This is a genomic window from Rathayibacter sp. VKM Ac-2803, from assembly GCF_009807175.1.
Taxonomy (GTDB): Bacteria; Actinomycetota; Actinomycetes; order Actinomycetales; family Microbacteriaceae; genus Rathayibacter.
This window is the reverse complement of the sequence record NZ_WUCD01000001.1, coordinates 3,445,947-3,466,284: the sequence shown is the minus strand read 5'-3', so window position 1 is coordinate 3,466,284 and position 20,338 is coordinate 3,445,947. Positions and strand designations below refer to the sequence as shown.

Genomic DNA, 20,338 nt, shown 5'->3' with positions numbered 1-20,338 from the left:
GGGCCCGCGGCGACCCCACCCACCCTCCTCGTCGCGAAAGCCCTTCACCGTGTCCGCACCCACCACTCCGATCGACGACCGCCGGGTCGAGTCGAAGCGACCGAGCACCCTGCGCACCCTGCTGCGGCTGCTCCCCTTCGTCGGCGACTCGCTGCCCCGGCTGAGCCTCGGGATCGTGGTCGCCCTCGTGGCGAGCCTCGTCTCGCTGGCGATCCCGATCGTGCTGCAGCAGCTCGTCGACGGTCCGCTGGGCGACGGAGCCGGCGCCGCCGGGTCGGGCGACCTCGGCCCGCTGATCGGGCCCGTCGGGGTCGTGCTCGCCCTCGGCGTCCTCGAGGCCGTCGCCATCGCGCTGCGCCGCCGGATGGTCCTCACTCCGAGCACGCGGATCGAGGCGAGGATGCGCAGCGCGCTCTACCGGCAGCTGCAGGACCTCCCGGTGTCCTTCCACGACCGCTGGCAGAGCGGGCAGCTGCTGTCGCGCGCGATGAGCGATCTCAGCCTCATCCGCCGCTGGATCGCTTTCGGATTCGTGCTGCTCGTCGTCAACGCCCTCACGATCGTCGTGGGCTTCGGCGTGCTCGTCTACTGGAACCCGATCCTCGGCGTCCTGTTCATCGTCTGCTCCGTCCCGGTCTGGATCTACGGCTTCGCCTTCGAGAAGCGCTACTCGAGCATCGCCCGCCGGAGCCAGGACCAGGCGGGAGACCTCGCCACGACGGTCGAGCAGTCGGTGCACGGCATCCGCGTGCTCAAGGCGTTCGGCCGGCACAAGCACGCCCTGGCGGGCTTCGCCGACCAGGCCGAGCTGCTGCGCGGCACCGAGATCGCCAAGGCCAAGGCGATCGCCGGGATCTGGCTCGTCCTCCTCCTCGTCCCCGACATCGCCTTCGCGCTCTGCCTCCTGGGCGGCGTCTGGCTCGCCGCCGACGGCCAGCTGAGCGTCGGCGAGCTGTTCGCCTTCTTCGCCACGGCGACCGTCCTGCGCTGGCCCGTCGAGTCGATCGGCTTCCTGCTCTCGATGACCTTCGACACCCGCACGGCGGTCGACCGCTACTTCGAGGTGATGGACAGCGCCAACACGATCACCGATCCCCAGGCGCCCGAGACGATCGAGCGACCCCTCGGTCGTGTGCGGTTCCGCGACGTGCACTTCCGCTACCAGGACGCGCCCGAGCGCTTCCCCGATCTGCTCGACGGCGTCGACCTCGAGGTCGAGCCCGGCGAGACGATGGCGCTGGTCGGGGTGACCGGCTCGGGCAAGACGACCCTGACCGCGCTGCTGCCGCGGCTCTACGACGTCACCGCGGGGGCGATCGAGATCGACGGTGTCGACGTGCGGCGGATGCGGCGCGACGAGCTGCGCTCTCACGTCGGAATGGCCTTCGAGGACGCCACGCTGTTCTCGACCTCGGTGCGCGAGAACGTCCTGCTCGGTCGCCCCGACGCGAGCGAGGAGCAGCTTCTCGAGGCCCTCGAGATCGCACAGGCCGGCTTCGTGCACGCCCTTCCGAACGGGCTCGACACCACGGTCGGCGAGGAGGGGATGAGCCTCTCGGGCGGACAGCGCCAGCGGCTCGCGCTCGCCCGCGTGATCGCGGCGCGCCCCTCCGTGCTGGTCCTCGACGACCCGCTGTCGGCACTCGACGTCGACACGGAGGCGCGCGTCGAGGCGGGCCTGCGCCGGGTCCTCGGCGACACGACCGCGCTGATCGTCGCTCACCGGCCCTCGACCGTCGCCCTGGCCGACCGGGTCGCGCTCCTCGAGGAGGGGCGCGTCACCGCCGTCGGCACCCACAGCGAGCTGCTCGCGTCGAGCCCGCACTACCGCTTCGTCATCTCGAGCCTCGAGGAGGACGAGCTCACCCGCCCGCCGGGGACCGAGCGCGTCGGCTCCCGTCCGAGCGGCGACGCCGACACCATCGACCAGGAGACCCGCTCATGAGCACGCTCGGTTCGACCGAGGAGCGCGACGATCTGTCGCGCGCCGAGTCCGCCCAGATGCGCCGTCGCTCGCTGCGGCTGCTGGGCTCGCTGCTCCGACCCCTCCGCCTGCGCCTCGTGCTCACGGCGATCGTCGTCGTGGTCTCGACCGCGGCGCAGGTGGCCGGGCCCGCCCTGATCGCCGCGGGCATCGACAACGGCCTGCCGGCGGTGCTCGACGGCGACGCGACCCCGCTCGCCCTGGCCGTCGGCGCCTACGTGCTGACCGGCGTGATCGGCGCCGTTCTGGTCGCCTGGTACACCGTGCTCTCGGCCCGGGTGAGCCAGGCGATCCTGATCGACCTGCGCAAGCGCGTCTTCCTGCACACGCAGAAGCTCAGCCTCGAGTTCCACGAGAACTACACCTCGGGCCGCATCATCTCGCGGCAGACGAGCGACCTCGACTCCATCCGCGAGCTGCTCGACTCCGGGATCAACCAGCTCGTGCAGGGCGCGCTCTACATGGGCTTCGTCGCGATCGCTCTGGTGACGCTCGACGGAGTGAGCGGGATCGTGCTCGCGTGCGCGCTCGTGCCGCTCGCGATCCTGACGCGGTGGTTCCAGAAGAGGTCGCAGGCGCTGTTCCGCGGCACCCGCGTCGCCTCCTCGCGGCTGATCGTGCAGTTCGTCGAGACGATGACGGGCATCCGCGCGGTGCAGACCTTCCGCGCCGAGAAGCGCAACGAGGAGGTCTTCAGCGGGGTCGTCGAGAAGTACCGGCTGGCCTACAAGAAGGTCTTCGGCGTCTTCGGCACCTTCGATCCCGGCCTCGTGCTGATCGGCAACGTGACCGTCGCGGTCGTGCTCTTCATCGGAGGCGTCCGCGTGCTCGACGGCGGGCTCGAGATCGGCGCGCTGCTCGCGGTCCTGCTCTACACCCGGCGGTTCTTCGACCCGGTGCAGGAGATGGCGATGTTCTACAACTCCTACCAGTCGGCCGCCGCGGCGCTCGAGAAGATCTCGGGCGTCCTCGCGGAGGAGCCGGGCGTGCCGGATCCCACCCGTCCGATCGACCTGCGGCAGGCCCGCGGCCGTCTCGGCTTCGACGGTGTGCGCTTCGAGTACACCAGCGACCGCGAGATCCTGCCGCGCTTCGACCTCGACATCCCTGCCGGTCAGACGATCGCCCTCGTCGGGTCGACCGGCGCCGGCAAGACGACCCTCGCCAAGCTCATCTCGCGGTTCTACGACCCGAGCGACGGCGTCGTGACCCTCGACGGCGTCGATCTGCGGCAGCTGCACCCGAAGGACCTGCGGCGCGCGATCGTCATGGTGACCCAGGAGGCGTACCTCTTCTCGGGCTCGGTCGCGGACAACATCGCGATAGGGCGGCCGTCGGCGTCGTACGACGAGATCGTCGCCGCCTCGAAGGCCGTCGGCGCGCACGAGTTCATCCAGGCGCTCCCCGACGGCTACGACACCGATGTCAACAAGCGCGGCGGCCGCGTCTCGGCCGGGCAGCGGCAGCTGATCTCGTTCGCGCGCGCCTTCCTCGCCGACCCGGCGGTGCTGATCCTCGACGAGGCGACGTCGTCCCTCGACATCCCGAGCGAGCGCCTGGTGCAGCAGGGTCTGCAGACCCTGCTCGCCGACCGCACGGCGGTGATCATCGCGCACCGCCTCTCGACGGTGGCGATCGCCGATCGTGTTCTGGTGATGGAGCACGGGCGCATCGTCGAGGACGGCACTCCGGAGGCGCTGATCGCCGGCGCGGGGCGGTTCGCGACGCTGCACGCGGCGTGGCGCGAGTCGCTGGTGTGAGGCCGCGCGGCGTATGAGCGCGGCTCAGAGCCGCCAGCGCGCCGCGAGCACGTCGACGCGGTAGCCGCTCGGAGTCGTCACCAGTGGCGTCCCCTCGCGCTCGTACTCGACGCGCGCCCGCTCCTCGTGCCCGATCGGCGGAGCGCCGCCCGAGCGGACGACGCGCCACCACGCGACGTCCGAGCCGTAGCGGGCCATGATTGTCCCGACCGCTCGAGCGGCGCGCGTGCCGAGGACCGCGGCGATCTCTCCGTAGGCCATCACGCGACCCGGCGGGATGGAGTCGACGACCGCCAGCACGGCGGAGACGAAGTCGGGGGAGTCGGGGGCCGTCCCGTCGGGCGGCGGACCCGGCTGCCCGGCGGCTGCGATCAGAGCTTCAGCGCCCCGATGTTCTCGCCGTACTGCGTCTCGCCGACGACCTCGAAGCCGATCCAGCGGAAGAACTGCTCGGGGCCGTCCTCGCCGGACTCCCAGATGACCGTGAGGGTGTCGAAGCCGCGGGTGCGCGCCTCGTCGGCGGCCGCGCGGACGGCGAAGGTACCGACTCCACGACCCTGCTTCGAGGCGTCGATGTTGATGCGCCAGATGCAGCTGCGGAACTCCTCCGCGGCCTCCGGGTCGAAGTGGGCGTGGATGAAGCCGACGAGCTCGTCGTCGTCGAGGATCGCGCGCTGCCAGGCGGCGCCGGGATCGATCACTGCGGCGGCCGCCGAGTACGACACCGGCGCGATGAACTGCTCCTGCCCGGGTTTGAGGCTCAGCCCGTTCACGGCGGAGATGTTCGAGGCCGACAGCTCTTCCAGGCGGAGTGCACTCATGCGGTCAATCTAGCGGCCCGATCCGGGGCAGTCATCCTCCGCCAGGACGACGGCGCACGGACCGTCATCGGGGGAGCGCCCCGAATCGGCGAACTCTCTCGACATCGAGACACTTCCGCCCTCGGGTAGGCTGGCGGAGGCCATCCGGAGCGGCCGCGCAGCCGCCCGTCCCGCGCAGGAGCGGGGTTGCATCGAGACCATGGGAGAGCAATGTCCAAGATCAAGGTTGAGGGAACCGTCGTCGAGCTCGACGGCGATGAGATGACGCGGATCATCTGGCAGAAGATCAAGGACACGCTCATCCACCCGTACCTCGACGTGAACCTCGAGTACTACGACCTCGGCATGGAGTACCGCGACCAGACCGACGACCAGGTCACGATCGACGCGGCGCACGCCATCCAGAAGCACGGCGTCGGCGTCAAGTGCGCGACCATCACGCCCGACGAGGCGCGCGTCGAGGAGTTCGGCCTGAAGAAGATGTGGAAGTCGCCCAACGGCACGATCCGCAACATCCTCGGCGGCGTCATCTTCCGCGAGCCGATCATCATCTCGAACATCCCGCGCCTGGTGCCCGGCTGGAACAAGCCGATCATCATCGGCCGCCACGCCTTCGGCGACCAGTACCGCGCCACCGACTTCGTCTTCAAGGGCAAGGGCACGCTGACCGTCGAGTTCACGCCCGAGGACGGCTCCGAGCCGATGAAGTTCGAGGTCTACAAGGCTCCCGACGACGGCATCGCGCAGGTCCAGTACAACCAGGACGCCTCGATCCGCGACTTCGCCCGCTCGTCGCTCAACTACGGCCTGACCCGCAACTACCCGGTCTACCTCTCGACGAAGAACACGATCCTCAAGGCCTACGACGGCCGGTTCAAGGACATCTTCGAGGAGATCTTCGAGACCGAGTTCAAGGAGCGCTTCGACGCCGCGGGCCTCACCTACGAGCACCGCCTGATCGACGACATGGTCGCCTCCGCGATGAAGTGGGAGGGCGGCTACGTCTGGGCCTGCAAGAACTACGACGGCGACGTCCAGTCCGACACGGTCGCGCAGGGCTTCGGCTCTCTCGGTCTGATGACCTCCGTGCTCTCCACGCCCGACGGCAGCGTCGTCGAGGCGGAGGCGGCGCACGGCACGGTCACGCGCCACTACCGCCAGCACCAGGCGGGCAAGCCCACCTCGACGAATCCGATCGCCTCGATCTACGCGTGGACCCGCGGACTGGCCCACCGCGGCAAGCTCGACGGCAACCAGGAGCTTATCGACTTCTCGCTCACCCTCGAGGACGTCGTCATCAAGACGGTCGAGTCCGGCAGCATGACGAAGGACCTCGCGCTCCTCGTCGGACCGGACCAGGCCTGGCAGACGACCGAGGAGTTCCTCGCGACCCTCGACGAGAACCTCAAGGCGCGCATGTCGGCCTGACCTCCGGCTCGTCAGAACGGCTCCGGCTCGCGGGAATCCTCCGATTCCGCGAGCCGGAGCCGTTTCTGCGAGCCCGACCCGGGTCAGAGCGCCCGGGCGAGCGCCTCCATCGCGGCGCCGGCGTCGGCGCCCGTCGGCATCAGCACGACGCTCGACGCGCCGGCCGCGTGCAGTTCGCCGATCCTGGCCCGGGCGGCGTCGGGGGTGCCGACGACCGACAGCTGGTCGACCCACTCGTCCGGCAGGTCGCGCACGAAGGAGGCTCGGTCGGCGCTCCGCTCGCGCAGGCGCGCGAACTCGTCGGCGAAGGGCAGCGGGGCGAGATGCGGCGCCCAGTCCGGCTCGCCGATCCACTCGAGACCGGGGCGCACCTGCGCCCGCGCGGCTGCAGAGTCGTCGTCGACGGCGGCGACGTTGTAGGCGACCACTCGTCCGGGCGTCGCCATCCGCTCGAGGGCGGCGGTGATGTACTCCGGAGTGACCGGCTCGGCCAGCACGACGCCGTCGGCGATCCTGCCCGCGAGCTCCAGGGACTTGGGTCCCCGCACTCCCGCCAGCAGCGGGGGAGCGACGGCGGGTGGCGACTCGAGGCGGAGCCCGTCGAGCGTCACGTACCGGCCTGCGCGGGTCGTCTCCTCGCCGGCGAGCAGCGAGCGGATCGCGTCGAACTGCTCCTCGAGGAGCGTCAGCGGGCTCTGCGGCCACACGCCGAGGCCGCGCATCCAGTGCGGCATGCCGTGGCCGATGCCGGCGTGGAGGCGACCGGGGAACATCTCGGCGAGGGTGCCGAGCTCCATCGCGGTGAAGGCGGCCGTGCGCGCGGCGGCGGGGAGGATGCCGATGCCGACCACGATCCGCTCGGTCGCCGCGAGCACGGCGGCGGCCTGCGCGATCCCGCCGCGGAAGCCGAGGTCCTCGACCACCCACAGCTCGTCGAAGCCGAGCGCCTCGGCGCGTCGGGCGTAGGACAGGACCTGGGCGGCCGGGAGGTCGCGGGGGAGCAGGATTCCGACGGCGGCGTCGGGCGTGGGAGCGGACATCCTCCCAACATAGGGCTGCGGCCGCTCGCACCCCGGGCCGGAACGACCGAGGGCCCGCCGCTCGGAAGCGGACGGGCCCTCGATCGCGGAGCGGATCACTCGGAGCGCGACTCGCTGAGCCGGACCTGCTCGGGCCTCGCGCTCGAGACCACCTCGATCCTCCGCGACCTGGCCTTCTCGCTCACGGGGATGGTCACCGAGAGGACGCCGTTGTCGTACGACGCCGAGATGCGCTCGGTGTCGACGCCCTGGCCGAGGCTCAGCTGGCGGACGAAGGTCGCGGACTGGCGCTCCCGGGTGATCCAGGTGACGTCCTCGCCGCTCGCCACCGTGCGCTGGGCGCGGATCGTGAGCAGCTGGCCGTCGACGTCGACGTCCACCGACCCGGGGTCGATACCGGGCAGGTCGGCCGTGAGGACGTAGTGGTCGCCGTCGCGGTAGAGGTCGATCGGCATGCGGCGGGGGCCCTGGCCGGGCGAGAAGAGGGCGGAGGCGAAGCGGTCGAGCTCGCGGATCGGGTCGTAGGTGACGGCCATCGAAATCACTCCATTCAGTCGTGCAACGGATCAATTCCCAGAGTTGAGTCGAAGTGACTCAATGCCAGGAATTTAGCACTCGACCCGGGAGAGTGCCAACTGTCCTCGTCCCCAATCCGGTGACTTCGTTACCTGTTCGTAACAGAGCCGAGCGATCCAGTTCGTAGGGTCGATTCAGTGCGGGAGCCGATCCGGCTCCCAGCGATTGTGAGTAAGGACATCGATTGCCGATCCACCCCTCCCACCGTCCACCCGTTCGTCGAACCGAGAGGCGGATCCTGGCAGGGCTCGCTGTGCTCGGTGTCGCCGCCTCGGCCGCGTTCGCCTCCACCGCGGCGTCCGCGGCTCCCGTCGTCGGGAGCGCGTCGCTCGTCGGCGGCCTGTCGTCGCTGCAGAGCTTCGACGACGGCGACTACGTCGTCACTCTGGTCGAGCCCGCCGCGGCCACCTACGAGGGCACCGACGCCCGCTTCGCCCGCACGGCTCCCGACGCCGGATCGCAGCTGCAGGCGCGGTCCGCCCCCGTCGAGGACTACTCGGCGCACCTCGAGCGGCGACAGGACGACGTCGCCGCCGCCGTCGATGCCGAGATCGGCTACCACTACACGGTCACGCTCAACGGCTTCTCGGCCGAGCTGACCGGCGCGCAGGCGAGCCGCCTCGCGAACCGCAAGGACGTCGCCCAGGTGCGCGAGATCGAGGACCTCACCCTCGACCGCGCGGTCCAGCCGACGACGCTTCAGGCCCCGACCGCCTCCGGGATCCCCGTCCCCGACACCGGCCAGGAGCCCTCGACGAGCTTCCTCGGCCTCGACGGCCCCGACGGCGTCTGGAACGAGCTCGGCGGCATCGACGAGGCCGGCGCGGGCGTCGTGGTCGGCGTCATCGACTCCGGCATCGCACCCGAGAACCCGTCGTTCGCCGGCGCTCCGCTCGCGACGACTCCGGGAGCCGCGCCCTTCACGAACGGCACCACCGTCACCTACCCGAAGTCCGACGGCAGCGACTTCGTCGGCGCCTGCGTGAGCGGCGCCGACGCGTCGCAGCAGTGGACCGGCGAGGAGTGCAACCAGAAGCTGATCGGTGCGCGCTGGTTCCTCGGCGACTCCGAGCCCGCCGGCTCGCCCGACAATCCCGAGTACCTCTCGCCGCGCGACGCGGACGGCCACGGCTCGCACACCGCCTCGACGGCCGCCGGCAACGCGGGCGTCGACGCGAGTGTCGACGGTTACGACTACGGCTCGATCTCGGGCGTCGCTCCCGCGGCGAAGGTCGCCGCGTACAAGGTCTGCTGGAACGGCGACGTCGACGGCACGGACGACGACGACTTCTGCTCGGGCCCCGGCATCCTCGCGGCGATCGACGCCGCGACCAGCGACGGCGTCGACGTGATCAACTTCTCGATCGGCGGCGGCTCGGCCACCTCCACGCTCACGCTCATCGACGAGGCGTTCCTCAACGCCGCCGCCGCGGGTGTCTTCGTGGCGGCCTCGGCCGGCAACTCCGGTCCGGGCGACTCGACCCTCGACCACGCCTCGCCGTGGTACACGACGGTCGCCGCCTCCTCGATCCCGACCTACACGGCCACCGCCACCCTCGGTGACGGCCAGGCGTTCCCCGGCGGATCGATCACCGTCCACGAGGACGTCACCGGCCCTCTCGTGAACAGCGCGGACGTCGTCCTCGCCGGGGCCGAGACTCCGGAGATCTGCGAGACCGGCACCCTCGACCCCGCGAAGGTCTCTGGCAAGGTCGTCGCCTGCACCGCGGGCGTCACGGCCCGCGTGTCCAAGTCGGCCGAGGTCGAGCGGGCGGGCGGCATCGGCATGCTGCTGCTCAACCCGTTCCCCAATGCGCTGCACGTCGACGACCACTCGGTCCCGAGCATCCAGATCGACTCGGAGGCGTACGACGCCATCACCGCCTACGCGTCCACCCCGGGCGCGACCGTGACGCTCAGCGAGGGCAACACCTCCGGGATCGCGATCGCGGTGCCCCAGGTCGCCGGATTCTCGTCGCGCGGACCGGCCGAGGCCGACGGAAGCGATGTGCTGAAGCCCGACCTCACGGCGCCCGGCGTCGCGATCCTGGCCGACAGCTTCAACGCCGAGGGCGACGATCCCGCCTTCGCGTTCGAGTCCGGCACCTCGATGTCGTCGCCGCACATCGCGGGGCTCGCCGCGCTGATCCTCGGCGCGAGCCCGAACGCGTCGCCGTCGGCCGTCAAGTCGGCCATGATGACGACCTCCTACGACAGCGTCGACCAGTCGGGGAACGCCTCCGAGGACGTCTTCGCCCAGGGCGCCGGTCACGTCGATCCGACCGCCTTCCTCGACCCCGGACTGATCTACGACAGCGGTCCGAGCGACTGGATCGCGTTCCTCAAGGGCGCGGGCTACGTGTTCGACCCCGATCCCGCGATCGACCCGATCGAGGCGATCGACCCGTCCGACCTCAACCAGGCCTCGATCGCCATCGGCGCACTGGCCGGAACGCAGACCGTCACCCGCACGGTGACCTCGACCGCTCCCGGCACGTACACCGCGTCGCTCGACATCCCCGGTGTCGACACCGGGGTGTCGCCGTCCACCCTCTCCTTCACCGGAGCGGGCCAGACGGCCGAGTACACGGTCACCTTCACCACGGAGGACGCCGAGCTCTCGGAGTTCGCGACCGGCTACCTGACGTGGTCGAGCGCGGAGCACGAGGTCCGCAGCCCGGTCGCCGTGCGGCCGGTCCTGCTCGACGCGCCGTACGAGGTCTCGGGCTCCGGCTCGACCGGCTCGACCACGGCGACCATCACGCCCGGCATCGACGGCGCTCTGCCGCTGTCGACGACCGGACTCGCGCAGGGGGTCCTCGCCGAGGACGCCACGGCGGCCGACGGCCACTCCGGCACCCTGCCGGCGGGCACGACGCTGATCACCGACGTCGTCGTACCGGAGGGCGCGGACTTCGCGCGCTTCGATCTCGACTCGATCGACGACACGGCCGACCTCGACCTCTACGTCGAGCTGCTCGACGCGGCGGGCGAGCCGGTCTCGCAGGCCGTCTCGGCGACCGCCTCCGCCGACGAGCGCGTCGACCTCGCGGAGCCCGAGGCGGGCACCTACCGGGTCACCGCCGACATCTACGCGGTCGGCGCTGAGCCCACGGTCACGTTCGACCTGCGCAGCTTCGTCGTCACCCCCGAGGGAGGCGTCGGCGCGCTGACGACCGAGCCCGCGGTGATCGATGCGGTGCAGGGCGAGCCCACGAGCTACGCGATCTCGTGGAGCGACCTGGCCGGCCCCGCGCAGTACCTCGGGCGGGTCGCCTACTCCGACTCGGGTCTCGCGACTCTGGTGAGCGTCGACGTGACGGAGTCGGCGACGCCGGCTCCCACGCCGACCGCGACTCCGGAGCCGACGGGCACGCCCGAGCCGACGGCGACCCCGGAGCCGACGGGCACCCCGGAGCCCACCGCGACGCCCACCGCCGGACCCACCGCGGGTCCTGCGCCGACGTCCACGCCGACCACCGGACCGGGTGCACCCGGCCACGGCGGCGGCTCGGGAGGGCTGCCCTCCACCGGATTCGAGGGCGGTCTGCTCGGGGCCGCGGCTCTGGCGCTGATCGGCGCGGGACTGCTGATCTCCGGCGTCCGTCGCCGGGCCCTCGCGCTGCGTGAGGGAGCCGCCGCGGAGTAGCCTCCGCCCGCGCACGACGGCCGCCCCGCGCGCTCCCACCGGAGCCGCGGGGCGGCCGTTCGCGTGCGGGAGCGGCGCCGAAGCACCTCCGGCTCGCAGGATCGCGTTCGGCTCGTCAGAAGTGCGCGATTCCGCGAGCCGAACCGGATTCGACGAGCCGGAGGTCGCCGGAAGGTCGGTTGTCCGGAGGTCCGGCTCGCTGGATCGCGTTCGGCTCGTCAGAAGTGCTGGATTCCGCGAGCCGAAGCCGATTCGACGAGCCCGAGATCGCGGCCGGAGACGGTACGCGTCAGGCGACCGCGCGACGCCCGGCGACGACTCCGGACACGACCGCGACGACGCCGAAGACGATCGCGACGATCGGCTGGCCCATGTCGAGCCACGCGACGGCCGCGGCGCCCATGACCAGCAGCTCGATCAGCGAGCGGCCGTAGACGTCGATCGCGAGCACGGCCTTCGGCGAGAGGAACAGCGCCCAGACCAGCGCCGCGAGCACGGGTGCGCCGATCCCGAAGACGATGTTCAGCGGCAGGGCCCACTCGGTGAAGCCCCAGATCCCGAACGTCGCGAGCGCGAAGAGCTCGAGGACGAACCGCAGGACGTCGTTCGGCCCGATCCTGACGTCGGCGCCCGCTCCTGCTCGATTCACGCCGACCATCGTATCCGCCTCCTCTGACGGCGGAGTACGGGCCTCGAACACATCAGTTGCCGAAGTGGAAAGCGATGCATAGACTTTCCATCATGGAAAGCAACGATATCCTCTCAGAACTCGATGCCGACCGCTCCGCCCTCGCCGACAGGGTACGCACGCCGTGGTGGCTCGCCGCCGGATTCGGTCTGATCGCGGCGTGCTTCGTCGTCCGACCCGCCTCAGGAGGCCAGTTGAACGCCGTCTTCATCGCCTGCCTGGTCTTCGCGCTCTCGCTGCTCGCCTGCTATCGAGCGGCGACCGGAGTCAAGCTCGCACGACTCGGGGCGGCGCCCTGGCTCCTGGCACTGGCCGGCCTCGCCGTCGTGCTAGCGCTCTACAGCGTGGCGCTCGGCCTCGCCTCCTTCGATCTCCACGGGTGGATCGCCGCGCCGACAGCTCTGGCGTTCGCCTCCGGCGCGGCCCTCACCTACGCCTTCACCGGAGCCGCGCGCGAGCGCATGCGCCGTGTCCGCTGAGGCCCGGTTCGACGAGCTGATCCACGCGCCGCTCCGGCTCCGCATCTGCGGTCTGCTGCGTGCGGGCGACGGGATCGACTTCGGCGTGCTGCGCGACACGCTCGGCATCGCCGACGCCTCGCTGTCGAAGAACCTGAAGCTGCTGGCCGACGCGGGCCTCGTCGCGATGTCGAAGTCGTCCTCCGCCGCCCGGAGCGACTCCCGGCGGGTCACGTGGGTCGCGCTGACGCCGGCCGGGTCGTCGGCCTTCGACGCCCACGTCGCGGCCCTGCGGGCGATCGCTCGCGGGGAGTGATGCGCTCTAGCGGAAGATGATCGTGCGGGCGCCGTCGAGCAGCACCCGGTCCTCCGCGAACCACTTCACCGCCTGGGTGAGGGTGCGGCTCTCCTCGTCCTGACCGATGGCGACCAGCTGCGCGGCCGAGCGGGAGTGCTCGACGCGGACGACGTTCTGCTCGATGATCGGCCCCTCGTCGAGATCGCTCGTGACGAAGTGGGCCGTCGCTCCGATCAGCTTCACGCCGCGGGCGTGCGCCTGCTTGTAGGGGTTGGCCCCCTTGAAGCCGGGCAGGAAGGAGTGGTGGATGTTGATCGCGCGACCGGCCAGGCGCGCGCAGAGCTCGGGGGACAGGATCTGCATGTAGCGGGCGAGGACGACGAGCTCGATGTCGTGCTGCTCGACGACCTCGACGATCCGCTCCTCGAAGGCCCGCTTCGTCTCGGGCGACACGACGGGTCGCGACTCGAACGGCACTCCGTAGAACTCGGCGAGATCGCGGAGGGTGTCGTGGTTCGAGAGGATCAGCGGCACGTCGACCGCCAGCTGGCCCGCGCGCTGACGGAAGAGCAGGTCGTTCACGCAGTGCGCCGCCGTCGAGGCGAGGACGAGGGTGCGCAGCGGCCGGCCCACGACGTCGAGGTGCCAGGTCATCCCGTAGTGCTCGGTGACGGGCAGCAGGGCGCGCTCGAACTCGTCCCGGGTGACCCTCGACTCGACCTGCAGCCGCATGAAGAAGCGGCCGGTGTCGGCGCTCGAGAACTGCTGGCTCTCGGTGATGTTCCCCTGCGCCTGCACCACGGCTCCGGAGACGGCGTGCACGATCCCGGGCAGATCGGGGCAGGCGAAGGTCAGGGTCCAGTGGTTCCCGGGACCCCGGCCGCCGCCGTCTTCGGTGCCGGTGGGCACGGGCCGGTCGGAGGAGGGCGCGGCGGGGTCGGACTGCATCCGCTCAGGATATCGGCCGTCGGTGAGGCGCTCAGCGCACCACGACGGTCGTCGATCCCGTCGCTCCGACGCGACCGTCGGCGGAGGCGTAGCGCGCGCCGATCTCGTGCTCTCCCGCCCCGAGGTCGAGCACGGTCGCCAGACCGAGTCCGACGACGGTCTGCTCGAGGACGACATCGCCGTCCACGAGGAGCTGCACGGGGCCGGGATCGGCGAGGACGACCACGGGGACTCCGTCGGCGGCGCTCGCCGTGGCCGGAGCGAGGACGCTCGGCGCGAGCAGTCGCACCGTCTCGGCCGCGCCCACCGTCTCGGTGCCGTCGGGAGCGGTGGTGCGCACGATCACGGAGGTCTCGCCCGCGGGCAGGGGGAGGCCCGGCAGCGACCACTGTCCGTCGAGTCCGGCGACGGTGTCGGCGTAGACCTCGCCCGACTCCGCGTCCTCGACGGTCACCGTCGAGCCGGGAGCGGCGGTGCCGGCGGCGTCGGGGAGCAGGTGCTCATCGGGATCGGTGGTGAGCGTCGCCGTGGTCGGGACCGGCGGGGCGGTCGTCGCGCTCGGCGTGGGGGTGGGTGTCGGCGTCGCCGGGGGAGTCGGGGACGGAGTGGAGGTCACGCGGGGAGTCGGGGTCGGCGCCGTCGCGATCGGCTCCGGCGAGGGCGGCGGGACGACCGTGACCGGCGTCACCGGCGCAGGGGCGGGCGACGCCTGCGCCGCCGACAAATCGGGGGCGGAGGCGGCGGGAGGCTGCGGCTCGACAGTCGGCGTCGGCGCGACGGCCGGGACCGCCGCGATCGTGGCCTCCGGCTCCGGGGTCGATGCCACCTGCTCCGGAGGCGCGCCCTGCGGCTCCGAGACCACCGACGGCTGGGGGCCCGCCGAGGTCAGCAGTGCTGCGACGGCGACGCCCGCGACGAGCACGAGTCCGGCGGCGACAGCCACCACTGCCGCGGAGACGCCTCCGACCGCGGTACCGGCGCTCGCCGCGACGCCCCCCGCCGCGACGCCCGCACCGCCGGACACACCGGCGGCGGCGCCGCCGGTGGCGTAGGCCGTCGCCCCTCCGATGCCCGCCGCCAGCGGCAGAAGGACGGTCGCGAGCCGGGCGCCGGTCCGCTGGGCGTCGGTGAGCGCCGCTCGGCACTCCGCGCACTCCGCGAGGTGCGAGCGCATCCGGAGTCGGTCGCGCGCCGGCAGTCGTCCCCGCACGTGCGACCCGGCCCGCTCGAGCACCCATCGGCACTCGCCCTCGGCCGAGACGTCGGCGACGTGCTCCTGGATCCACGCGCTGCGCAGGCCCTCGCGCGCCCGGTGGCTCAGCGCGGCGACCGAGTTGGGCCGCAGCCCCAGCAGCGGAGCGACCTCGACCGGGCTGAGCCCCTCCACCTCCGTGTACCAGAGCACCTCCTGCCAGCGCGCGGGCAGGGAGCGGAAGGCGCGCAGGCCGAGATCCCGGTCGAGCGCGGCGAGGGCGGCCTCCTCCGGACCGGCTTCCGACGCGACCACGTCCTCGTCGGACTCGAGCGGGCGCTCGCGATCCTGACGGCGCCCCCAGGAGGCGGCGACGTTGCGCACGGCCGTGAAGAGGTAGGGGCGGAAGGCGCCGTCGGGGCCGCCGCCCCGCTCGATCGTCGACAGGACGCGCACGAACGCCTCCGAGACGAGGTCGTCGGGATCGAGCGAGCCCGACCAGGCCCGGGCGACGCTGCGAGCCGCAGCCGCGTGCCTCCGCCAGAGCTCGGCCGTGGCCGCTCCCTCGCCGGCGCGGACGAGCACGATCAGCTCGGAGTCGCCGAGCGAGCCGACGGCCGTCCTCCCGCCGAGCGTGATCGCCCTGAGTCCCACGTGATCCCCTCCGCGCCCGGCTCCCGGCACGCCTCCGAGGAATCCTCGCACAGACCTGAGGGACCGTCAGCCCTAGCGCATTGCTACACTGGCGACGTCGCGACTGGCGTTCGGATGGGTGACCATCAGGGAGCGACACCTCCTCCGGTGCACTCTCGCCGGACACTTTTCCTGCCGCACGCCTGGGCCGGAACGGATACCGTAGTCCCGGTCGCCCGGACGAGACTCGTCGCCTCGCGCGACGGCTCGGGGCGCCGTCCGTTTCGCCGTCAAGGAGCGTCCGTGTCCCCCTCTTCCGATCCGACCACCGCATCCGCCGCGAGCACCAGCCTCGCCGCCACGTTCGACCAGCCCGTCTCGGTCGTCGATCCCGAGATCGCCGCCGTCCTCCAGCAGGAGCTCGACCGCCAGCGCGGCTACCTCGAGATGATCGCGAGCGAGAACTTCGTCCCGCGCGCGATCCTCGAGTCGCAGGGCTCGGTCCTCACCAACAAGTACGCCGAGGGCTACCCCGGCCGCCGCTACTACGGCGGCTGCGAGTTCGTCGACATCGCCGAGCAGCTGGCGATCGACCGGGCCAAGGCCCTGTTCGGCGCCGAGTTCGCGAACGTCCAGCCGCACTCCGGAGCCACCGCCAATGCGGCGGCGCTCGCCGCGCTCATCCAGCCGGGCGACACCATCCTCGGCCTCGAGCTCGCTCACGGCGGCCACCTCACGCACGGCATGAAGCTCAACTTCTCGGGCAAGCTCTACAACGCCACCGCCTACGGGGTCGACCCGCAGACCTTCCGCATCGACATGGACGTCGTCCGCGAGAAGGCCCTCGAGGTGCGCCCCCAGGTGCTCATCGCGGGCTGGTCGGCCTACCCGCGCCACCTCGACTTCGAGGCCTTCCGCGCGATCGCCGACGAGGTCGGCGCGAAGCTCTGGGTCGACATGGCGCACTTCGCGGGTCTCGTGGCCGCGGGCCTCCACCCGTCGCCGGTGCCCCACGCCGACGTCGTCACCTCGACCGTGCACAAGACGCTCGCCGGCCCCCGGTCCGGTCTCATCCTCGCCAAGCAGGAGTACGCCAAGAAGCTCAACTCGGCGGTCTTCCCCGGTCAGCAGGGCGGCCCGCTGATGCACGTCATCGCCGCGAAGGCCACTGCCTTCAAGCTGGCGGGCGAGGCCGAGTTCGCCGACCGGCAGGAGCGCACCATCCGCGGCGCGCAGATCCTCGCCGAGCGCCTCGTCGCCGCCGACACGAAGGCCGAGGGCATCGACGTGCTCACCGGAGGCACCGACGTGCACCTCGTGCTCGCCGACCTCCGCAACTCGCCGCTCGACGGCCAGCAGGCCGAGGACCGCCTGCACGAGGTCGGGATCACCGTGAACCGCAACGCCGTGCCGTTCGACCCGCGCCCGCCGATGGTCACCTCGGGTCTGCGCATCGGCACGCCCGCGCTCGCGACCCGCGGGTTCGGCGACACCGAGTTCGCCGAGGTGGCCGACGTGATCGCCGAGGCGCTCAAGCCCTCGGCCGATCTCGAGTCGCTCCGTGCCCGCGTGGGCCGGCTCACCGACGACTTCCCGCTCTACCCGGGGCTCTAGGCGCCACCATTCGAGCTCTCCGGAGGGGCCGCGGTCCGCACTGCGGCCCCTCCTGAGCGCCCCAGCACGAGGAGTTCGACATGACGGCACAGATTCTCGACGGAGTCGCGACGGCGACAGCGGTCAAGGCCGAGATCACCGAGCGGGTCGCCGCTCTGCGCGAGAGGGGCGTCGTCCCGGGCCTCGGCACGCTGCTGGTCGGCGACGACCCCGCCTCCCGCTCCTACGTCGCCGGCAAGCACCGCGACTGCGCCGAGGTCGGGATCGAGTCGATCCGCGTCGACCTGCCCGCGACGGCCTCCGCGGCCGACATCCGGGCGGCCATCCGTGATCTCAACGAGTCGGAGGCGGTGACCGGCTACATCATCCAGCTGCCGCTGCCGAAGGGCATCGACGAGAACGCGATGCTCGAACTGATGGACCCCGACAAGGACGCCGACGGACTGCACCCCACCAACCTCGGGCGCCTGGTGCTCGGCGTCGAGGGTGAGCTCGACAGCCCGCTGCCCTGCACGCCGAACGGCATCGTCGAGATGCTCAAGCGCCACGACATCCCGCTGCAGGGACGCCACGTGGTGGTCGTCGGTCGCGGGCTGACGGTCGGGCGCCCTCTCGGACTCCTCCTGACTCGCAAGGGACTGGATGCGACGGTGACGCTCACGCACTCGCGCACGACCGATCTCGCGGGCGAGGTGCGCCGCGCCGACATCGTGGTCGCGGCGGTCGGCGTGCCCGGGCTGATCGCGGCCGACTGGGTGAAGCCCGGAGCGGCCGTCCTCGATGTCGGGATCACGCGCGTCGAGAACCCCGACACGGGCAAGGCGAAGCTCACCGGCGACGTCGCTCCCGGAGTCGCCGAGGTCGCGGGCTGGCTGTCGCCCGTCCCGGGCGGCGTCGGCCCGATGACGCGGGCGATGCTCATCCACAACGTGGTGTCGGCGGCGGAGCGCGCCCTGCGCTAGCCGCCCGATCGCCTGCTCATCCCCGCCGGCGAGCCGCCCGGAGCAGCACCGAGCTCCCCGGCGTCAGCTGCGCCAGCAGATCCAGCGACGCGGAGTCGACCACCGCGACGACGGGATACCCGCCCGTCACGGGGTGATCGGGCCCGAACACCACCGGCCGGCCCGACGGCGGCAGCTGCACCGAGCCGTGCACGAGCCCCTCGCTGGCCAGCTCGCCCGCGTCGCCGGTCGGCAGCGGCGCACCCAGGAGGCGGATGCCGACCCGGTCCGCGTCGCCGCTCACTCGCCACGGTCCCGCGAGCAGACGCTGCCACGTCCCCTCCGGCAGCCGGTCGAGCCGTGGCCCGGGATGCACATCGAGCCGGACGTCCGGCCCCGGGGCGTCGAGCGGCCACCAGTCGACGCTTCGCACGGGATGCGGAGCCGCCCCGATCGGCAGCTCGTCCCCTGCGCGGAGCGGCTCCGGCCCGAGTGCGGACAGCGTGTCGCGCGAGCGGGATCCGAGCACCGCCGGCACCGCGACACCGCCACGGATCGCGAGGAGGCGCCGGAGTCCCGCGCGCAGCGGGCCGAGTCTCAGGACGGACCCCGCTGGCGCGAGCGCTGGGAGCAGGCGGTCGACCGCTCGCCCGTCCAGCGTCGCGATCCCGGCACCGCCCGCGAGGCTGAACCACGCGTCCGAGTCGAAGCGCGCCGTGAAGCCTGCGCCGAGCAGCTCGATCCCCGCGGCGTCCGGGGCGTTCCCGAGCAGCCGGTTCGCGGTCCGGAGCGCCCCGCGGTCCATCGCACCGGAGCGACCGACGCCGAGGGCGGCGTAGCCGGGCCGCCCCTCGTCCTCGATCAGCGCGAGCAGCCCCGGATCGAGCACGCGGAGGCTCACGGCAGCGCCCGGAAGCGGATCTCGTCGCCGGGGGCGAGGAGCGCGGGAGGGGTGCGGTCCGCGTCCCAGAGCACCGCCTCCGTCGACCCGATCAGCTGCCAGCCGCCGGGGGAGGAGCGCGGGTAGACGGCCGACCACTCGCCGGCGAGCGCGACGGAGCCCGCCGGGACGCGCGTCCGCGGCTCGGTGCGCCGGGCGATCTCGGGCCACGGCGTGCGGGCGGCGAGGTACGCGAAGCCGGGTGCGAAGCCTCCGAACGCCGCACGCCACGGCGTCGCGGTGTGGCGCTCGACGAGCTCTTGGACACTCCACCCGAGCGCGTCGGCGACCGCGACGAGATCCGCGCCGTCGTAGCGGACCGCGATGTCGTGCCTCCGCCCGGCGAGATCGGCCCCGCTCGGTGCAGCCGTGCCGGCGACGTCGCGGATCCACCGGCGGGCCTGAGCCAGCGGGAGCTCGCCGGGCTCGATCACCACCAGCACCGTCCGCGCGGCCGGCACCAGATCGAGCACGCCGACGGGTCGCCCGCGCTCGAGGGCGGCGGTCAGCGCCAGGGCGGCCTCGAGGTCGGCGACCTCGACGAGCACGGCGCGGTCGCCGGAGGGGAGGAGTCGCGCGGCGATCACGGGGCGGCGGGAGCGAGCTCGACGCCTGCCCGCGCCAGAGCGGCGCGCACCGCCTCCGCCATTGCGAGGGCACCCGGAGAGTCGCCGTGCACGCACAGCGAGTCGACCCGCACGGCGAGGTGCTCGCCGGTGCTCGCCTGCACGGCGCCGTCGACGATCATCCGGACGGCGCGGGAGGCGACCAGCGCCGGATCCGACAGCACGGCGCCGGGCTCGCCGCGCGGCACCAGCGAGCCGTCGGCGCGGTAGCCGCGGTCGACGAACGCCTCCCGCAGGAAGGGCAGGCCGGCCGACGCAGCCGCGCGCTCGACGGCCGAGGAGGCGAGACCGAGCAGCGGGAGGCCGGGCGCGACGTCGCGGACCGCGGCGGCGACCGCCTCCGCCTGGACCTCGTCGTGCACGATGCGGTTGTAGAGGGCGCCGTGCGGCTTCACGTAGCGCACCCGGGTGCCGGCCGCCCGCGCGGCCGCCTCCAGTGCGCCGATCTGGTAGACGACGTCGGCGTGCAGCTCGTCGCGGCCCACCGGGATCTCGCGTCGACCGAAGCCGGCGAGATCGCGGTACGAGACGTGCGCGCCGATCGCGACTCCGCGCGAGTCCGCGATGCGGCAGCGGGCGAGCATGATCGACGGGTCGCCGGCGTGGAACCCGCAGGCGATGCTGGCGCTCGAGACGACGCCGAGGATCGCCTCGTCGTCGCCGAGCTCCCACACGCCGAAGCCCTCGCCCAGATCGGCGTTCAGATCGACCGTGGTCCGCATCCCCCGAGCCTACGGGGAGC

The 20,338-nt window shown here is 72.3% G+C and carries 18 protein-coding genes and 1 riboswitch; of the genes, 8 read left to right on the top strand and 10 right to left on the bottom strand.

Annotated elements, in window-relative coordinates:
• The first annotated feature begins 49 nt into the window (after positions 1 to 49).
• Both GRS96_RS16215 and GRS96_RS16210 read left to right on the top strand, forming a co-directional pair.
• Positions 50 to 1,945, top strand: coding sequence for an ABC transporter ATP-binding protein (locus tag GRS96_RS16215; protein ID WP_159988972.1), 1,896 nt, complete (start codon positions 50 to 52; stop codon positions 1,943 to 1,945).
• Positions 1,942 to 3,744 carry an ABC transporter ATP-binding protein gene (locus tag GRS96_RS16210; protein WP_159988971.1) on the top strand — a complete coding sequence of 601 codons (1,803 nt, stop codon included), beginning with the start codon at positions 1,942 to 1,944 and terminating at the stop codon, positions 3,742 to 3,744. Before GRS96_RS16215 ends, GRS96_RS16210 begins: the two co-directional genes overlap by 4 nt.
• Positions 3,745 to 3,768: 24 nt before the next feature.
• Here the strand turns inward: GRS96_RS16210 and GRS96_RS16205 are convergent, their stop codons facing one another.
• Both GRS96_RS16205 and GRS96_RS16200 read right to left on the bottom strand, forming a co-directional pair.
• Positions 3,769 to 4,044 (bottom strand): MGMT family protein, encoded by a 276-nt coding sequence (locus GRS96_RS16205; protein ID WP_236553643.1) that lies wholly within the window; start codon positions 4,042 to 4,044, stop codon positions 3,769 to 3,771.
• 71 nt (positions 4,045 to 4,115) lie between these two features.
• On the bottom strand, positions 4,116 to 4,565 hold the full coding sequence (locus GRS96_RS16200; protein ID WP_159852273.1) for a GNAT family N-acetyltransferase: 450 nt from the start codon (positions 4,563 to 4,565) through the stop codon (positions 4,116 to 4,118).
• Between the two features lie 210 nt (positions 4,566 to 4,775).
• Here GRS96_RS16200 and GRS96_RS16195 point away from each other — a divergent pair, with 210 nt between their 5' ends.
• Positions 4,776 to 5,993, top strand: a complete 1,218-nt coding sequence (locus tag GRS96_RS16195; RefSeq protein ID WP_159852271.1) for an NADP-dependent isocitrate dehydrogenase — start codon at positions 4,776 to 4,778, stop codon at positions 5,991 to 5,993.
• Between the two features lie 83 nt (positions 5,994 to 6,076).
• Here the strand turns inward: GRS96_RS16195 and GRS96_RS16190 are convergent, their stop codons facing one another.
• Positions 6,077 to 7,033 carry an LLM class flavin-dependent oxidoreductase gene (locus GRS96_RS16190; RefSeq protein ID WP_159988970.1) on the bottom strand — a complete coding sequence of 319 codons (957 nt, stop codon included), beginning with the start codon at positions 7,031 to 7,033 and terminating at the stop codon, positions 6,077 to 6,079.
• Positions 7,034 to 7,128: 95 nt separating this feature from the next.
• Positions 7,129 to 7,569, bottom strand: coding sequence for an Hsp20/alpha crystallin family protein (locus GRS96_RS16185; RefSeq protein ID WP_159852267.1), 441 nt, complete (start codon positions 7,567 to 7,569; stop codon positions 7,129 to 7,131).
• Positions 7,570 to 7,862: 293 nt separating this feature from the next.
• On the opposite strand from GRS96_RS16185, the gene GRS96_RS16180 reads away from it, so the two are divergent.
• On the top strand, positions 7,863 to 11,258 hold the full coding sequence (locus tag GRS96_RS16180) for a S8 family serine peptidase (RefSeq protein WP_159988969.1): 3,396 nt from the start codon (positions 7,863 to 7,865) through the stop codon (positions 11,256 to 11,258).
• A gap of 289 nt (positions 11,259 to 11,547) precedes the next feature.
• Here GRS96_RS16180 and GRS96_RS16175 read toward each other — a convergent pair whose 3' ends face one another.
• Positions 11,548 to 11,907 (bottom strand): YrdB family protein, encoded by a 360-nt coding sequence (locus tag GRS96_RS16175; protein WP_235021731.1) that lies wholly within the window; start codon positions 11,905 to 11,907, stop codon positions 11,548 to 11,550.
• 92 nt (positions 11,908 to 11,999) lie between these two features.
• Here GRS96_RS16175 and GRS96_RS16170 point away from each other — a divergent pair, with 92 nt between their 5' ends.
• Entirely contained in the window at positions 12,000 to 12,425 is a 426-nt protein-coding gene (locus tag GRS96_RS16170; RefSeq protein ID WP_159988968.1) for a hypothetical protein, read from the top strand.
• Positions 12,415 to 12,720, top strand: coding sequence for a transcriptional regulator (locus GRS96_RS16165; RefSeq protein ID WP_159852259.1), 306 nt, complete (start codon positions 12,415 to 12,417; stop codon positions 12,718 to 12,720). Before GRS96_RS16170 ends, GRS96_RS16165 begins: the two co-directional genes overlap by 11 nt.
• A gap of 6 nt (positions 12,721 to 12,726) precedes the next feature.
• Here the strand turns inward: GRS96_RS16165 and purU are convergent, their stop codons facing one another.
• Both purU and GRS96_RS16155 read right to left on the bottom strand, forming a co-directional pair.
• Positions 12,727 to 13,650 (bottom strand): formyltetrahydrofolate deformylase, encoded by a 924-nt coding sequence (gene purU / locus GRS96_RS16160; RefSeq protein WP_159852257.1) that lies wholly within the window; start codon positions 13,648 to 13,650, stop codon positions 12,727 to 12,729.
• 31 nt (positions 13,651 to 13,681) lie between these two features.
• Positions 13,682 to 15,496 carry a sigma-70 family RNA polymerase sigma factor gene (locus GRS96_RS16155; RefSeq protein WP_159988967.1) on the bottom strand — a complete coding sequence of 605 codons (1,815 nt, stop codon included), beginning with the start codon at positions 15,494 to 15,496 and terminating at the stop codon, positions 13,682 to 13,684.
• An 89-nt stretch (positions 15,497 to 15,585) separates the two neighbouring features.
• Positions 15,586 to 15,691: riboswitch (ZMP/ZTP riboswitch) on the top strand.
• 87 nt (positions 15,692 to 15,778) lie between these two features.
• On the opposite strand from GRS96_RS16155, the gene glyA reads away from it, so the two are divergent.
• Positions 15,779 to 17,089 carry a serine hydroxymethyltransferase gene (gene glyA, locus GRS96_RS16150; RefSeq protein WP_159988966.1) on the top strand — a complete coding sequence of 437 codons (1,311 nt, stop codon included), beginning with the start codon at positions 15,779 to 15,781 and terminating at the stop codon, positions 17,087 to 17,089.
• An 80-nt stretch (positions 17,090 to 17,169) separates the two neighbouring features.
• Positions 17,170 to 18,051, top strand: a complete 882-nt coding sequence (locus GRS96_RS16145) for a bifunctional methylenetetrahydrofolate dehydrogenase/methenyltetrahydrofolate cyclohydrolase (RefSeq protein WP_159852251.1) — start codon at positions 17,170 to 17,172, stop codon at positions 18,049 to 18,051.
• A gap of 16 nt (positions 18,052 to 18,067) precedes the next feature.
• Here the strand turns inward: GRS96_RS16145 and GRS96_RS16140 are convergent, their stop codons facing one another.
• Genes GRS96_RS16140 through GRS96_RS16130 form a run of 3 tightly spaced genes read right to left on the bottom strand, consistent with a single transcriptional unit; the run spans position 18,068 to position 20,318 of the window.
• On the bottom strand, positions 18,068 to 18,931 hold the full coding sequence (locus GRS96_RS16140) for a biotin-dependent carboxyltransferase family protein (RefSeq protein WP_159988965.1): 864 nt from the start codon (positions 18,929 to 18,931) through the stop codon (positions 18,068 to 18,070).
• Positions 18,928 to 19,557 (bottom strand): 5-oxoprolinase subunit B family protein, encoded by a 630-nt coding sequence (locus GRS96_RS16135; RefSeq protein ID WP_327437416.1) that lies wholly within the window; start codon positions 19,555 to 19,557, stop codon positions 18,928 to 18,930. The genes GRS96_RS16140 and GRS96_RS16135 overlap by 4 nt, the downstream gene beginning before the upstream one ends.
• Complete coding sequence (locus GRS96_RS16130; protein ID WP_159988964.1) at positions 19,554 to 20,318, bottom strand: LamB/YcsF family protein; 765 nt, start codon at positions 20,316 to 20,318, stop codon at positions 19,554 to 19,556. Before GRS96_RS16130 ends, GRS96_RS16135 begins: the two co-directional genes overlap by 4 nt.
• Between the last annotated feature and the right edge of the window lie 20 nt (positions 20,319 to 20,338).

What these genes read in the sequence shown, in the direction of transcription:
- GRS96_RS16210 (WP_159988971.1), top strand. Translation starts at nt 1,942, where the DNA reads ATGAGCACGCTCGGTTCGACCGAGGAGCGCGACGATCTGTCGCGCGCC.
- GRS96_RS16200 (WP_159852273.1), bottom strand. Translation starts at nt 4,565, where the DNA reads ATGAGTGCACTCCGCCTGGAAGAGCTGTCGGCCTCGAACATCTCCGCC.
- GRS96_RS16195 (WP_159852271.1), top strand. Translation starts at nt 4,776, where the DNA reads ATGTCCAAGATCAAGGTTGAGGGAACCGTCGTCGAGCTCGACGGCGAT.
- GRS96_RS16190 (WP_159988970.1), bottom strand. Translation starts at nt 7,033, where the DNA reads ATGTCCGCTCCCACGCCCGACGCCGCCGTCGGAATCCTGCTCCCCCGC.
- GRS96_RS16185 (WP_159852267.1), bottom strand. Translation starts at nt 7,569, where the DNA reads ATGGCCGTCACCTACGACCCGATCCGCGAGCTCGACCGCTTCGCCTCC.
- GRS96_RS16170 (WP_159988968.1), top strand. Translation starts at nt 12,000, where the DNA reads ATGGAAAGCAACGATATCCTCTCAGAACTCGATGCCGACCGCTCCGCC.
- purU (WP_159852257.1), bottom strand. Translation starts at nt 13,650, where the DNA reads ATGCAGTCCGACCCCGCCGCGCCCTCCTCCGACCGGCCCGTGCCCACC.
- GRS96_RS16145 (WP_159852251.1), top strand. Translation starts at nt 17,170, where the DNA reads ATGACGGCACAGATTCTCGACGGAGTCGCGACGGCGACAGCGGTCAAG.
- GRS96_RS16130 (WP_159988964.1), bottom strand. Translation starts at nt 20,318, where the DNA reads ATGCGGACCACGGTCGATCTGAACGCCGATCTGGGCGAGGGCTTCGGC.